Annotated in this window: 12 protein-coding genes; 4 read left to right on the top strand and 8 right to left on the bottom strand. The window is 58.0% G+C overall.

Going from position 1 to position 13,896, the window contains the following annotated elements:
* Window positions 1-37: 37 nt before the first annotated feature.
* From BX592_RS14535 to BX592_RS14520, 4 genes are read left to right on the top strand one after another with little or no spacing between them, the layout of a single operon-like run.
* A complete protein-coding gene (locus tag BX592_RS14535; protein WP_134192492.1) occupies window positions 38-1,654 on the top strand; it encodes an ABC transporter substrate-binding protein in 1,617 nt (538 codons plus the stop codon).
* A complete protein-coding gene (locus BX592_RS14530; RefSeq protein WP_134192491.1) occupies window positions 1,654-2,601 on the top strand; it encodes an acetamidase/formamidase family protein in 948 nt (315 codons plus the stop codon). Before BX592_RS14535 ends, BX592_RS14530 begins: the two co-directional genes overlap by 1 nt.
* Window positions 2,602-2,609: 8 nt before the next feature.
* The gene (locus BX592_RS14525) at window positions 2,610-4,373 is read left to right on the top strand and encodes an ABC transporter ATP-binding protein (RefSeq protein WP_134192490.1); all 1,764 of its coding nucleotides are present in this window, start codon (window positions 2,610-2,612) and stop codon (window positions 4,371-4,373) included.
* Window positions 4,374-4,393: 20 nt separating this feature from the next.
* Window positions 4,394-4,594, top strand: coding sequence for a KTSC domain-containing protein (locus BX592_RS14520; RefSeq protein ID WP_134192489.1), 201 nt, complete (start codon window positions 4,394-4,396; stop codon window positions 4,592-4,594).
* 84 nt (window positions 4,595-4,678) lie between these two features.
* Here BX592_RS14520 and BX592_RS14515 read toward each other — a convergent pair whose 3' ends face one another.
* From BX592_RS14515 to BX592_RS33815, 8 genes are all read right to left on the bottom strand, one after another.
* Window positions 4,679-6,928, bottom strand: coding sequence for a phosphocholine-specific phospholipase C (locus BX592_RS14515; protein WP_134192488.1), 2,250 nt, complete (start codon window positions 6,926-6,928; stop codon window positions 4,679-4,681).
* A gap of 537 nt (window positions 6,929-7,465) precedes the next feature.
* Window positions 7,466-8,323, bottom strand: a complete 858-nt coding sequence (locus BX592_RS14510; RefSeq protein ID WP_243849554.1) for an SIR2 family NAD-dependent protein deacylase — start codon at window positions 8,321-8,323, stop codon at window positions 7,466-7,468.
* Window positions 8,268-8,708, bottom strand: a complete 441-nt coding sequence (locus tag BX592_RS14505; RefSeq protein ID WP_134192487.1) for a zinc-finger-containing protein — start codon at window positions 8,706-8,708, stop codon at window positions 8,268-8,270. The genes BX592_RS14510 and BX592_RS14505 overlap by 56 nt, the downstream gene beginning before the upstream one ends.
* A gap of 189 nt (window positions 8,709-8,897) precedes the next feature.
* Window positions 8,898-9,170, bottom strand: a complete 273-nt coding sequence (locus tag BX592_RS34405; RefSeq protein ID WP_341804369.1) for a PAAR domain-containing protein — start codon at window positions 9,168-9,170, stop codon at window positions 8,898-8,900.
* An 801-nt stretch (window positions 9,171-9,971) separates the two neighbouring features.
* Window positions 9,972-10,538 (bottom strand): hypothetical protein, encoded by a 567-nt coding sequence (locus BX592_RS14495; protein ID WP_134192486.1) that lies wholly within the window; start codon window positions 10,536-10,538, stop codon window positions 9,972-9,974.
* A 354-nt stretch (window positions 10,539-10,892) separates the two neighbouring features.
* Window positions 10,893-11,549: a hypothetical protein gene (locus tag BX592_RS14490; protein WP_134192485.1), complete on the bottom strand. Its 657-nt coding sequence runs from the start codon at window positions 11,547-11,549 to the stop codon at window positions 10,893-10,895.
* 89 nt (window positions 11,550-11,638) lie between these two features.
* The gene (locus BX592_RS14485; RefSeq protein ID WP_134192484.1) at window positions 11,639-12,415 is read right to left on the bottom strand and encodes a PA3715 family protein; all 777 of its coding nucleotides are present in this window, start codon (window positions 12,413-12,415) and stop codon (window positions 11,639-11,641) included.
* The coding region (locus tag BX592_RS33815) for a glycoside hydrolase family 19 protein (RefSeq protein WP_425021714.1) at window positions 12,412-13,896 on the bottom strand (1,485 nt) is incomplete at its 5' end. The genes BX592_RS14485 and BX592_RS33815, both read right to left, overlap by 4 nt.

Below are 13,896 nucleotides of genomic sequence, written 5' to 3'. Positions count from 1 at the left end.
CGCAGTCCAATCCATCGACAACAAGAAGGCTCGTCCCATGAAAAAGCTGCTTTTGTCCCAGACCGTCGCGGCGCTCGTCGCACTGCATGCCGGTTTCGCGTGCGCCGCCGATACGCCTAAAAACGGCGGCACGATCACGATCACGTACCAGAACGACGTGAGCACGCTCGATCCCGCGATCGGCTACGACTGGCAAAACTGGTCGCTGATCAAGAGCGTGTTCGACCGCCTGATGGATTACAAGCCGGGCACGACGGACCTCGTGCCGTCGCTGGCCGAGAGCTATACGGTGTCGCCCGACGGCACGGTCTATACGTTCAAGCTGCGCCACGGCGTGCAGTTCACGAACGGCCGCGAAATGAAGGCCAGCGACGTCAAATATTCGCTGGAGCGCACGGTCAATCCGAAGACGCAGAGCCCCGGTGCGAGCTTCTTCGCGTCGATCAAAGGCTACCAGGAGGTCGCGGACGGCAAGACGACGAACCTTGCCGGCGTGAAAGCACTCGACGACTACACGGTGCAGCTCACGCTGACACGCCCTGACGCGACGTTCCTGCAAGTGCTGGCGCTGAACTTCGCGTCGGTGGTGCCGAAGGAAGCGGTCGAACAGGCGAAGGGCGACTTCGGCCATCATCCGGTGGGCAGCGGCGCGTTCAGCCTCGCGAGCTGGCAGCTCGGGCACGAGATCGTGTTCAAGAAGAACCCGAACTACTTCCAGAAGGGCCTTCCGCGCGTCGACGGGATGACGTTCCAGATTGGCCAGGACCCGTCGGTCGCGTTGCTGCGCCTCGAGCGCGGCGAAGTGGATATTGCCGGCGACGGTGTGCCGCCCGCGCAATACCTGCAATTCCGCGCCGATCCGCGCTACAAGGGCCTGCTGGTCGTCGGCTCGCAACTGGAGACGAGCTACCTGACGCTGAAGACGACGCTGCCGCCGTTCGACAACCTGAAGGTTCGCCAGGCGGTGAACATGGCGATCAACAAGGACCACGTGATTCGCATCATCAACGGCCGCGCCAAGGTCGCGAATCAGATTCTGCCGCCGGGCATGACCGCGTTCGACCCTGCATTCAAGGGCTATTCGTACGATCCGGCCGGCGCGAAGAAACTGTTGGCCGAGGCCGGCTACGCGAAGGGCTTCAACACGGAGCTGTACGTGATGAACACTGATCCGCAGCCGCGCATCGCCCAGGCGATCCAGCAGGACCTCGCGCAAGTCGGCATCAAGGTGGAGATCAAGTCGCTCGAGCAGAGCAACATCATCGCGGCGGGCGGCACGCGCGACAAGGCGCCGATGATCTGGTCGGGCGGCATGGGGTGGCTTGCCGACTTTCCGGATCCGTCCGACTTCTACGGCCCGATCCTGAGCTGCTCGAGCGCGACGCCCGGCGGCTGGAACTGGGCGCTCTATTGCAACAAGGCACTCGATACCGCGGCCACCCAGGCCGACTCGCTCGTGAAGCCCGATCAGGCGGCCGAGCGCGCCGCGAAATGGACCGGCATCTACCGTCAGGTGATGGCCGACGCGCCGTGGGTACCGGTGTTCAACGAAGCGCGCATCACGGTGCGCTCGCCGCGGATGGGCGGCGCGGACGCGCTGTACACGGACCCGGTTCACTATCCGGTCAACTACGAAAACATCTGGGTGAAGTGATGTGCAAGCAATGCGATATCCGCACGATTCACGCGTTGCAGCACCATTTCGGCTGGGACAACAGCATCGCGCCGGTGCTGCGAGCCACACCGGGTGACTGGCTCGAATTCGACTGCCACGATTCGAGCAACGGCTATTTCAAGCACGATTCGGTAGCCGCCGATGTGAGCGCGATGCCGTTCGACAAGATCAATCCGGTCAGCGGCCCGGTTTATGTGGAGGGCGCGCAACCGGGCGACGTGCTGAAGGTGACGATCGACAGCTTCAAGCCGAGCGGCTTCGGCTGGACTGCGAACATCCCGGGCTTCGGCCTGCTAGCCGACCAGTTCACCGAACCCGCGCTGCAACTGTGGCAGTACGACAGCGCCGCGCTCACGCCGGCGGCGTTCGGCGAGTACGCGAGGGTGCCGCTCAAGCCGTTTGCGGGGACGATCGGTGTCGCGCCCGCGGAAGCGGGACGGCATTCGGTGGTGCCACCGCGGCGCGTAGGCGGCAACCTCGACATACGCGATCTCGCGGCGGGCACGGTGCTGTATTTGCCGGTGGAAGTGGAAGGCGCGCTGTTTTCGATTGGCGATACGCATGCGGCGCAGGGCGATGGGGAAGTGTGCGGGACCGCCATCGAAAGCGCGATGAGCGTGACGCTCAAACTCGATCTGATCAAGAACGAAAAGCTCGCGACACCGCGCTTCAGCACGCCGGGGCCGGTGACACGGCATCTTGACGGAATGGGCTACGAAGTGTGCACCGGCATCGGCAACGATCTGATGCAGGCCGCGCGTGACGCCGTGAGCCGTACCGTTGACTGGCTTTGCGCGACGCATCAGATGCCGGCGGAGGACGCGTACATGCTGTGTTCGGTGTGCGGCGATCTGCGGATCAGCGAAATTGTGGACGCGCCGAACTGGGTGGTGTCGTTCTACTTCCCGAAGATTGTATTTGCATGAGGGCGTCGATGTCCGCGCTGACAGATGTGGAACAGGTGGCGCCAGAGGCCGCGTTGAAGGTCGAGCGGTTGACCGTCGAAGTGGGCACGGGGGCGGCGAGCCGCTACCTCGTGCGCGATATCAGCTTTGCCGTCGAAGCGGGCAAGACGCTTTGCATCGCGGGCGAATCGGGGAGCGGCAAGTCGATCACGTCGCTCGCGATCATGGGGCTGCTGCCTCGCGCGGCGCGCGTCGCGGCCGGCGTGGTCCGCTTCGGCGGCAGCGACCTCACGACCCTGAAGCAGTCACAGATGGAAGCGATACGCGGCAAGCAGATCGCGATGATCTTCCAGGAGCCGATGACGTCGCTCAACCCGCTGATGACGGTGGGGCAGCAACTCGCGGAGACGCTGCGGCGGCATGAGCATGCGGATAAGCGTGCGGCGCGCGCGGCGAGTCTGGCGATGCTTGAGGCGGTGCATATGACGGAGGCGGCGAGGCGGTTGGATCAGTATCCGCATGAACTATCTGGCGGGATGCGGCAGCGGGTGATGATCGCGATGGCGATGCTGTGCAAGCCAAGGGTGTTGATCGCTGATGAGCCGACTACGGCGCTTGATGTCACCGTGCAAGCGCAGATTCTTGAGTTGATGCGGGAGTTGCAGCGTGAATTCGGGACCGCGATGGTGATGATCACCCATGACATGGGCGTCGTCGCGGAAATGGCCGATGAGATTGCGATCATGCAACAGGGTGAGCTTCGGGAGATTGCAACGGCACGGAAGTTGTTTCGGGAGCCGAAGCATGACTATACGAAGGCGCTGCTGGCGGCTGTGCCGATGCCGGGGACGCAGCCGGCGCCGGAGTCGCGTGCTGAAGAGCCGGTGGTGTTGCGCGTTGAACACCTCGCGGTGCGCTTTCCGATGCGCAAGGAAGGTTGGGGCGCGCAGCAGTATCTGCATGCGGTAGAAGACGTCAGCTTTGAATTGCGGCGCGGTGAGACGCTCGGGCTGGTCGGGGAAAGTGGGTGCGGGAAGTCGACGACTGGTAAGGCACTGATCAACATGGTGCCCTATGAAGGAAGTATTCAGCTGTTTGGGCGCGAGTTGAACGGGTGCGACCGTGCAGCGTTGCAGGAGGCGCGGCGGGATGTGCAGATGATTTTTCAAGACCCGTATGCGTCGCTGAATCCTAGGAAGACAGTGCTTGATCTGGTCGGTGAGCCGCTGCTGATACATCAGCAGATGCCGCTGGGGCAACGGACTGAACGGGTGGCTGCGCTGTTGGAACAGGTTGGGCTGAGCGCGGATGTGATGAAGCGGTATCCGCATCAGTTTTCAGGTGGGCAGAGACAGCGGATTTGTATTGCGCGTGCGTTGAGCTTGAACCCGAAGATTATTGTCGCGGATGAATCGGTGGCTGCGCTTGATGTGTCCATTCGCGCACAAGTGCTGGAGATCTTCGAGCAGTTGCAACGCGAGCACCAGATCAGCTATGTGTTCGTGTCGCATGATATGTCGGTGATCGAGCGCGTGTGCCATCGGGTTGCCGTGATGTACGGTGGGCGCATTGTTGAGATCGGCAGGCGTGATCGCGTGCTGAAGCATCCGCAGCACCCTTATACGCGTCGATTGCTCGACGCTGTGCCGATTCCCGATGTCGACTTCAAGCGGGATTTTCGAAGTTTGCTTAAGGATATCGAGCGGAGAAATCCGGTTTATCCGGAAGGGTATTTGCCGCCGAAGCCCGTGTTTGATGCGGTGGCGGAGGATCATTACGTGGCGGTGCAGTGAGTTGAAAAAAGGAGGCGCGTATGGAAATGGTCCTGGTGATGTCGAGCGCGATTCGCGCGGTCGGTTACGATCCCCAACGCATGCATATGCGAATCCTTTTTCAACAGGGGCACAGCTACGACTTTTGTCGTGTTCCCGAGCATGTCTATCGTGAGTTGCTGGAAGCGCGGTCCAAGGGCAGCTATTACAACGACCATATTCGGGACAAGTACCCCTGCTAGCACGCTACAACCAGCGCCCTTCACCCCAAGAGCGCTGGTTTAACCGCAGCTGGATCGATCGACCCCAATCAAGCGTCCCTACGTTTAAACCGGCACGTTGCCACTCATCCCCATCGCCGGATCGCTAACCGTGTGCTTACCGGTCTCCACCCGCCCGGCAAATCGGCGGTAAAAAGCCGGATCGCTATCGCAGGTCACAGCAAAGTCGTACCACTGCCCCGACGACGCCAGTGACCAATGCTGCGTGTCCATCCCCGCGCCAGCCAGTTTGACCTGCCACGGACCGTCCGTCCGATACGCGAGCGGCGTAATCGTGAACGTGCACGGAGCCTTACCGGTATTCATCAGGTCGGCATACACATCGCCGTTAGCGATGTCATAGCAGACACGAATTTCCGGCGTAACCCCGCTGTCGGCCAGACGACCGAGATTGCCCTTGAAATGCCGGTGATAACCGTTCGGGCCTAACACCCAGAGGTCATACATGCCGAGGTTGTCCTGCTGCGCGTTCCAGCTACCGCTCAGCGTCTTCCCGGCTTCGACCACATACCGACGCGGCACGCGATTCAGCTTGTAACGGTCATAGACATGAAACACCGCCGCCTGGGTACCGGTATTCGAGAACAACAACTCGACCGTGCCGTTAGCCGCGCAGCGCGCACTCGTGTGCAACTCATACGGCAACGCGCGAGAGGGCCGCGTACCGCTTGCCTGGATCGGCAACTGCATATCGACCGGCAGCGGCACAGCGGGCAGCGCCTGCTGCGACTTGCGCAACTGGTCGGCCTCGGCTCGTGTGCTGCGACCGTTCAACGTCGGCAACGACTCGTTGTTCGGTGTCTTGAAGTTGAACACGCTGGTCAAGTCTCCGCACACCGCGCGACGGAACGGGCTGATGTTGGGCTCCTTCACGCCAAAGCGCTCTTCAAGAAAGCGCAGCACCGACGTGTGGTCGAACACCTGCGAATTGACCCAGCCACCGCGACTCCACGGCGAGATTGCATACAGCGGCACACGCGGGCCGGGCCCGTACACGCGGCCGTCCTGCGCCGGCTGACCGGAGCTGCCCGGCGGCGGCGGAAACGCATGGTACTCGAAGCGCATGTCGTCATCGGACAGCGTGCTTTTGCCTGCCAGCGACTGGTCAGCATTGCGCGACGGCGCCGACGGCGAAGGCATATGGTCGAAGTAACCGTCGTTCTCGTCGAAGTTCACCAGCAGCACGGTTTTGCTCCATACCTCGGGCACCGCCGTCAGCGCATCCAGAACCTCCTGCAGGAACCACGCGCCCTGAACCGGACTCGACGGACCCGGGTGTTCGCAATAGATGGACGGCGCATTGATCCAGCTGACCTGCGGCAGCCTGCCTTCACGAATATCGCGCTTGAACGCATCGAGGTAGGTTTCCGGCGTGGTGCCGGGCAGCGTGTTCGCGATGCCCTTATACAGCGGGTTCGCGGCGTTGTCCGCGGCGGCATCGTACGCGTGATAAGGCAGCGGCTGTCCGGTATTGGCATAGGGCGCGCCCGGCGATCCGCCACTGGCCACGGGGAAGCCCGAGGCGAGATTGGCGCGGCGGAATTGCTGGAAGGCGCCCAGCATGTTGTCGCCCCACTCGTCCGGCATGTTCTGGTACGAGATCCAGCTTACGCCCGCTTCTTCGAGACGCTCTGCATAGGTCTTCCACGTGTAGCCGGTATTGACCGACGCCGGAAGACCATCCATGTAATCCCACTCGTTGTTGACGAACGCCACGCCGGCGGCGGTGGGGCCGTTGGTGCCGGTGATGTGGAACGAGCGGTTCGCGTCGGTACCCGTATGCATCGAACAGTGATACGCATCGCACAACGTGAAGGCGTTGGCCAACGCGAACTGGAACGGGATTTCCTTCTCTTTGAAGTAGCCCATTGAGACATCGGCCTTGTAGGTGGGCCAGTTCGACATCCGGCCGCTGTCCCACGCGTTCTGGCTATCCACCCACGAGTGGTTGGCGCCCGATGCGCGCTGCGCATTGTTCGCGGTGCCGTCCAGGTGATACGGGGTGAGCACCGCGCCATTGCTGCGTTGCTGCTGCCAGACCTTGCGGCCGTTGGCCATTGGAATGGTGAAGCGGTCGCCGAAGCCGCGCACGCCCTTGAGCGTGCCGAAATAATGGTCGAACGAGCGATTCTCCTGCATCAGGATAATCACATGCTCGACGTCTTTGATCGTGCCGGTGGCGTTGTTGGCGGGAATCGCCAGCGCGCGTCGGATGCTAAGCGGGAAGCTGGCCAGCGTGGCAGCGGCAAAGCCGACGCCACTCGCGGTTTTTAGAAAATTGCGGCGTGATGTCATTGACGGTTCTGTGCAGGCGGGGTCGTGGCTCAAGGCGCGCAGCGCTTGACCGGGGCAGGTTGTTCGGCGTCCGACGTCGCGGGCGTGTTCGTCGGCGAATCGCTGCCACCGCACGCGGCGAGCGTGGCGGCCGCGATCAGGGAAGCGACAAGCGTTCTGATGAGGCTCTTAAGGGACATGGCGTCAAGGTCGTCTGATTACCGAAAGCTCATTGTTTAAATGATGAAAGTAATGCGTAATGAGGACGGGAGTTTAGGAAGGCTATGTGACAGGCGTGTGATTCATCGCGCATGCTTTGGAGCGCGATAAAGGAGGCGTTTGACAGGGGTGGCCAGGTTTGTTGCCAGGCGGGTCGTTGGCGGTGCTGCTACGCGTGGCAGGGACGGTGGTGTGCGTTATGCCGGTGAAGAGTCGCTACGCGTCGGATTGCGCGGCGCGGCCGTTTCGGTCAAGCGATGGCTGTAGTGGATGTCGCGCTGCGCTGGCGCGAAGGGCTGATGTGGACGGGTATGCCTTGTTAGCGGCGGGCACTCCGCATCAACTCGATGCGGGCCATACCGCATCGAAAAGCGCGGGCATGATCACGCCGGCAGCACCAACAAGATTGAACCGCGCGTGACTGTCGAGGGAGGTTGAATTCGGGTTGACCTGGACCACCGTCACGCGGCGTCGTGCGGCTAGAAGGGGTAGACCCGCTGCTGGTTGAACGAGCGACGAGGTGCCGACGCTGAACAGCACGTCACATGCGTCACATGCTTCGACGGCTGCATTCCATTCCGCCTCAGGCAGCATCTCGCCGAACCAGACGACGCCGGGACGTATGTACCCATTGCAGCGGTTGCATTGGGGCGGTGCGAGGCGTCGGCCGCCCTCGGGCTCGTCGGGTGTTCCAGGCTGAAGTGCATGGGGCTGTCGGCATGCAAAACAAAATGGTCGATTCAATTGGCCGTGAAGATGCAGCACGTTGTGGCTGCCCGCGCGCTCGTGCAGGTCGTCGACGTTTTGCGTGATCACGTCGACGCTGGCGACTTGCGACGCAATAGCCGCGATCGCCCGATGCGCTGCATTCGGTTCGGCCTTCATCACTTGCATGCGCCGCCATTCGTACCAGCCCCAGACCAGTTCGCGATCGCGCGTAAAGGCGTCGGCGGTCGCCAGTTGCTCTGCGCTGTAGCGCTCCCAGAGGCCGGTCATCGCGTCGCGGAAGGTGGGGATGCCGCTTTCCGCGGAAACGCCTGCGCCTGTTAGGAAGACAACTTTCTTTGCGACGTGTAGCGCAGCGATCAGTTCTGGTGGGATGGTGACCGTCATAGTGGTGTTCCTGCGCGCTGACTCTGTTTTAACCCGAGTGCCGATGTGCCTTCCATACTTCCACGTACCGCAACGCCTGCTCACACTGATCAAGCGTCAACGCATGAAGACTCGACGGCAACGGATCGAAACCCAGCTCCGCCGCGACCCACCGGATCGCTTTGGCGCGAGCCTCGAAAACACTGATGCCGTCGCGCCGTGTCTTCGCTTCCGCTAACGGTTCGAGCATATCGTGCAAGCGGCTTTTCGCGTCGCGTAGGGGTGCATTGGCAAGGCGGCCAAGCGGCACGTTGTGCTTGCTGCGCGGACGCACACCGATCCACGCGCCGCATGGTGTGCACGTCCACACTGCGCCGTGGTCGTCGCGGTACGGGTAGGCCGCGTCGCCGAATTGCGCGAGCTGCGCACGCGCGCCGCAGTAGTCGCAATGCGGTTGGGGAACAGCTTTGACGGGGCGGCCGACTCGCACGGGGGTTTCCTTCTTTGCTAGAAGCAGTACAACAGCATAACAATTTTGCTGGGGCGAAGCGTTCGTCTGTACCGGCTTCACCGCGTTGTTGTGGGGACAGTGCTTAAGCGCTCGCTTTCTGTACGGGTATTCATCGGGTTCGTATCCCCTGTCATTATTTCTGTGTGCGGGCTCCGCGTCTGCAGCCACTCAAGCGCGTGCGCCTGACCGATCCTGTAACGCGATCAGTCTCGGTGGCTCCGCGCATTTGCATACGCACCAATCGCCGGAGAGTGCGGACATCCGACCGTCCGGGCCTCGTTCGCGCGGACCGGCGCCGGTGCAGACGATCTTGCCTGTGCTGTTGCATTTCCGGCAGCACACGAGATCGCCTTCATAGGCGACTGCGCGGCCTAGAAGCAAATCGTGGATGCATGTGGCGATGACGAGGCCGCCGGCCGTCGTGGTGTCGCCGTTGCAGATGTCGTGGCGGATGTTGATCTCCTGTTGCTATGTGTCAGTAGATGTTCGATTCATGTAGCCCGCGACGGGCACGACATGCCACTGTTCGAACTCGGGATCAAAGAGCGTGACTTCTATCGGTAGCGAGGGCGCTTCTTCGGTAACCTTCATCGACGCCACCGCACGCGTCACTACGTCTGTCACGCGTGCAGAACTCCATTTCGTCACGTTGTAGTTCGCCTCGCGCCATGCGAACAATCCCGCGTGTTCGTAAAGCCCATCGATCAGGTCGAGCGCACCCTGTCGATTTCAAAACACGGCGGCGGATTCGAAGTATTTGTGCGGTGAACCATCTGGCGTCCGAATGCGCCTAGACCACGGTCGGGTCGCAAAAGAATCTTCCCATCACGCAGCGGCCACCCGAGAGGAACGTCAACTGCTAGCCATCCTCCATCCGCTGTTAGAAATACTTTGGGATCGATCCACCCCCGCGTGCGCCACGTCAAAGCGCCGGCCGATCATCGCGGTGTATTCGGTTTCGATCAAAGCGTGGATTGGAGATACGTAACAGGCGATGGCGCTTTGGTTGCTGGCGATTTGCAACCTGCCGTTCTCCCAGGGGCGGGCGAGGACGTAGGCTGGGATTTCTGAAAAGTACCGGAAGTGTTGATTGCTGTTGTGGGTTGATATTGGCTTCAATTTGGTCTCTGGAAGAGAGTCAGTTCGATGTGGAGAAATTCAAGAATTCCTTTTTTCAGACACCGTATTTGGACTTACTTCTGTACGGTCCCGAGTTTTCGAGAAACATAGAGGCATTTTTGCTTAACCCGAAAAATTGGGAAAATATTTTTTCCCGTCATACAAACGTGGCCCCAGTTCCTGAAGCTTCCGTCTGATGGAAGCGGCATCCTTGAACTGGTACTCTTTCACGACACCATTCATTACGCCGTCCCAACCCTCACCGAACTCGCTCATCAAAGTCTCATTTGGCGTGAATTTTTTATGAGGTGCGGTTTTTGAGAATTTATAAATATAAAGCCTATAAAAATCCCCTTGAAAATCGGACGCGTGACTATTTGTCGTCCATTTGACGAGCACTAGAAAGCTTTGCTTTTTCCAAAACAAAACCGTAACGACTTCCGGACTGCCACCTTCCACAGAATATTGATCGATTACTTCACGTTCGCCATTCATACATTGCCACGTTACCTTGATATCGCGCACGGGCGAACCCAACGCGCCATTTTCACGGGGATATGGTTCGTTAGAGAAATTGATAGAACAACGCCTCTGCAGACGATCTGCCTCAATGCTCGGCGGAGAAGGTGTAGGGCCAGCGTATACTGCAGATGACACTAAGAGATAGCTCAAAAACAATAGGCGTTTCATTGCCACCCATTTTCTCCGGTTGCAGCTCGGTCTAATTTAGACAGCCTTTTTTTAATGGATATCGCATCCTTATATTTAAAACGCACGCGTGCACCCTCCTGCCTTCCATCGATTCCGGAGCCAAACGTTTCGGACAAGTGGCCGTCGACTTTAAATGTTAGTGTGCCACTTGGACTATACGACGTGGCGTATGCTTTAACCTCGTAATAATCCCCCTCCGTCTCAACGCCAGGAAGATAATAATGCCACTTCACAATGAGAAACAGAAATGCGCGCGACCTGAAGTGAGCCGCAAATACGCTGACAATCTCCGGCAATGCTGATCCCTCTTGCTTAAATTCGGCAATTTCGCACCTACCGCCATGCGACGAAGCAAAGCTCACTGTCATTCGCTGTGGCTCGGAACGACCGCGATTGATAACGATGAAGCCAGTTTCGGATGAAATGGCAGTCGGAATCCTTTCCTCGACAAATCTTGGAAGCGAGGACTCCGCCAACACGTGAGATGGCGAAAAGCCAAGTATGAAGATCGAAATAATGCAATTCAAGAATCTCAATTTTCAAACTCTCCGCGACTTCCTTGTCGTAAGGTCCACGGCGCGACCCATTGAGCGTGATGCGTAACTTTTGTCGTCGATCCGCGACATGGGAAGTCTTATTTTCGTCCCATACCATCGTTTCCCAATTGCATTCGACGAATCCATGACTGAAAGCGCAAACATGTACGCATGTGTCATACATCCAATCTCCGCCATTCCGCTTTAGCGGAACGACCAACGTCGAGCGATCATTTGTGAAACTTTCACGAATAATTGCATAGCTGTTCTGGTACTTGATGATTGATACGTTAGCCGGCGTTCCTTCATCACCGATTTTGGTTACAACAACCTTATCCGCTCGAAATCGATCTTGAAGCGCGCCATTGCGTCCAAGATATAGATTGCAATCACGGTTTCGAAGATCGCAGTAGACGCTCGCACTTGCCAACAAGGCATAAGTAACGAGCAGCACACACAAGAGCGTCCTCATATACACCACTTGAGAATTTTCGCGAATTTTTCCGCGCACTCTATTTGATCAAGCACGTCCTAATCGAATCCTCAGTCCAAAATCGCTTTCAAAGGCTCCGGGACGTTATATATTCTGCCGTCATATTTCACAACAAACCGCCTCGAATCTATTTTTTCTTCGACATCTTTACAGGAAATATGATCCCATTTTCTACTAAAAAAACTCCTCGTATTTCTCACATTTAAATCAAAATATCCATGTGATTTTGATTTTCCGATCGACACAATAGTCTTCGCGGCAATCTCGTTGGGATAGCAATGGTCATCGCCCTCACTATTGCGTTGATACGAGCGCATTCCATTAACGATCTTTCTCAGATTTCTTCCATCCAATACATACAGATTCATAAATCCACCGTAAAACGGCGCCGCTACAGAATAATTTTGGTGCATCACTTCGATACCAAACGCGATCAAAGATGGGCTGACCTTGTAGTCGGCAGTATCGATCTTTACGCCGGTTGGTATGATTGCGTCTACCACTTCGAGCCTGGGTTCATCGAGCTTGCCGAGTACGATATTTCGCCTTTCATTAACAACAGCCAACATAAGTCCAAAATATTCCATATTGCCAAATTTTTCTGAAACAGCATGTCTATACGGGACGGCAATAATGGTCAAATCCGATCTTTGTGGCCATGTTTTGCAAACATACGCCGGACCAAAATCCCTGACAAAATTAACGCTGTTTTTAGCGGCTTGAATATTCTCCTTCAAAGCAATTGCGATTTCTTCCGCATGTTCACCACAAGCAAGTGCACATCGACTAACACAGAGGAACGTCAAGGCAAGGAAAACTAGCTTCATTCCGCAAATTCCGAGAAAATCATGTTATTCAATATGTTACGGAAGTGGCTTCGACGCGCCGCGTAACTACTCGTCGATTTATTTATCACCCGAGTAATGTCATCAACCTTTCCATCCAAGCTGCTCATATCCGTCTCGTCGGCGATCTCATAAAGCTTTGCGTTCAACCAGAAAAATACGCCCGCTCGAACGGCGTATTTCATCTGACTGAGAAGCTCGGGGTTTTTTACAAAATCGACATTTTCGCCCGGCCATATGTCCGGATAAGCGGCATTGAATGCTGTATAGTTATATCTTCCAGTCGTTTGCTTTAACCCACGGCCTCTATATCGCCATCCATCTCGGCTTTCAATGGAGCCGTTTCCCAGACTGGTGACACCACTTATTCCGTTATAAGCACGGTTTGCTATCTCTTGTTGATCCGCTGCGTGAAGCGACGTTCGGCCATACATTTCTGACTCGGACGGATGATTGCGAAAGTAAGAGAAATTGCTTTTCAAAGCATTGGGCACATAGTCCAGCACTTCTTCTAGCCGGAACAAAGAGCCTGTTTCCTCCCTTACCTGCGCGAAAAAGTGTGCAAGCCGGAATTCAGTATCCAGGCGATAACCCGACATGTTGGAATTGATCTCGCCTGCGAGCTCGGACAGCGTTTCAACTGGCACGTCGGAGTTGGTCCATATCTTTCTGAGCATTGTTGTGGTGACGGTCGGCCTTCTCGAAAAATTCGCCACCAGCGCAACCGGATGAATGTGATGCACCACCGGACTATCCGGAAAGCCATCGACCTTGCCCTTCACGTCATCCCACCACTGCAGCTTTTTGATCCGCTGAAGTTCGCACTCCCAGTTCTCACGCGCATTGCGCATCAGCGGCGTGATCGCTTCCCAACGCGCCATGTTGCCGCCCCACTCGCTTTCGTAGCGCAAGACGAGATGCGCAAGTTCGCTGCCAAGGCCCGGCTGGCTGGTCGCCCGCTGCAGCTTCACCGCCGTCACCGCGATGCGACCGTCCTCGTCGGGTGGCTGAGTGCCTCCGCCCGGCACCGGCGAACGCGCGACGATCTCTTCGAGTCGGCGCAGCAGCACACTGTTATTTACCGCTTCCGTCGAAGGTGCGAATTTGCGCTTCTCCTCGGAGTTCGCCGAATCGGTCACCGACAGATTGCGCAGGAACGCATCGGTCAACTGGATACCGGTCGCATCCACCAGTTCGAAACCGGGCCACGCCCACGGGCTCTCCCACTGCGTGCCCGGATGATCCTTTTCACAGACCCAGCCCGATTGGTACTCGCCGTTGGCCGGTATCGCCTGCACTCGCCACCAGCGCACGCCGTGGTCGTCGATTGCACGAACATCGCCGTCGAGTCCATCCAGCTGTGTGCGCGGCAGGATCAGCAGGCGGCCGTTTACCGGCTCGGTGGCAGCCTTCACCTGCAACGGATAGCGGCTCCACGCAGCCAGCCCGTTCGGCGTCGATTT

It is taken from the genome of Paraburkholderia rhizosphaerae (assembly GCF_004366595.1).
In the GTDB taxonomy this organism is placed as follows: domain Bacteria; phylum Pseudomonadota; class Gammaproteobacteria; order Burkholderiales; family Burkholderiaceae; genus Paraburkholderia; species Paraburkholderia rhizosphaerae.
Note: the sequence above shows the minus strand (reverse complement) of the source record. Positions and strands in the feature narration are given on the sequence as shown.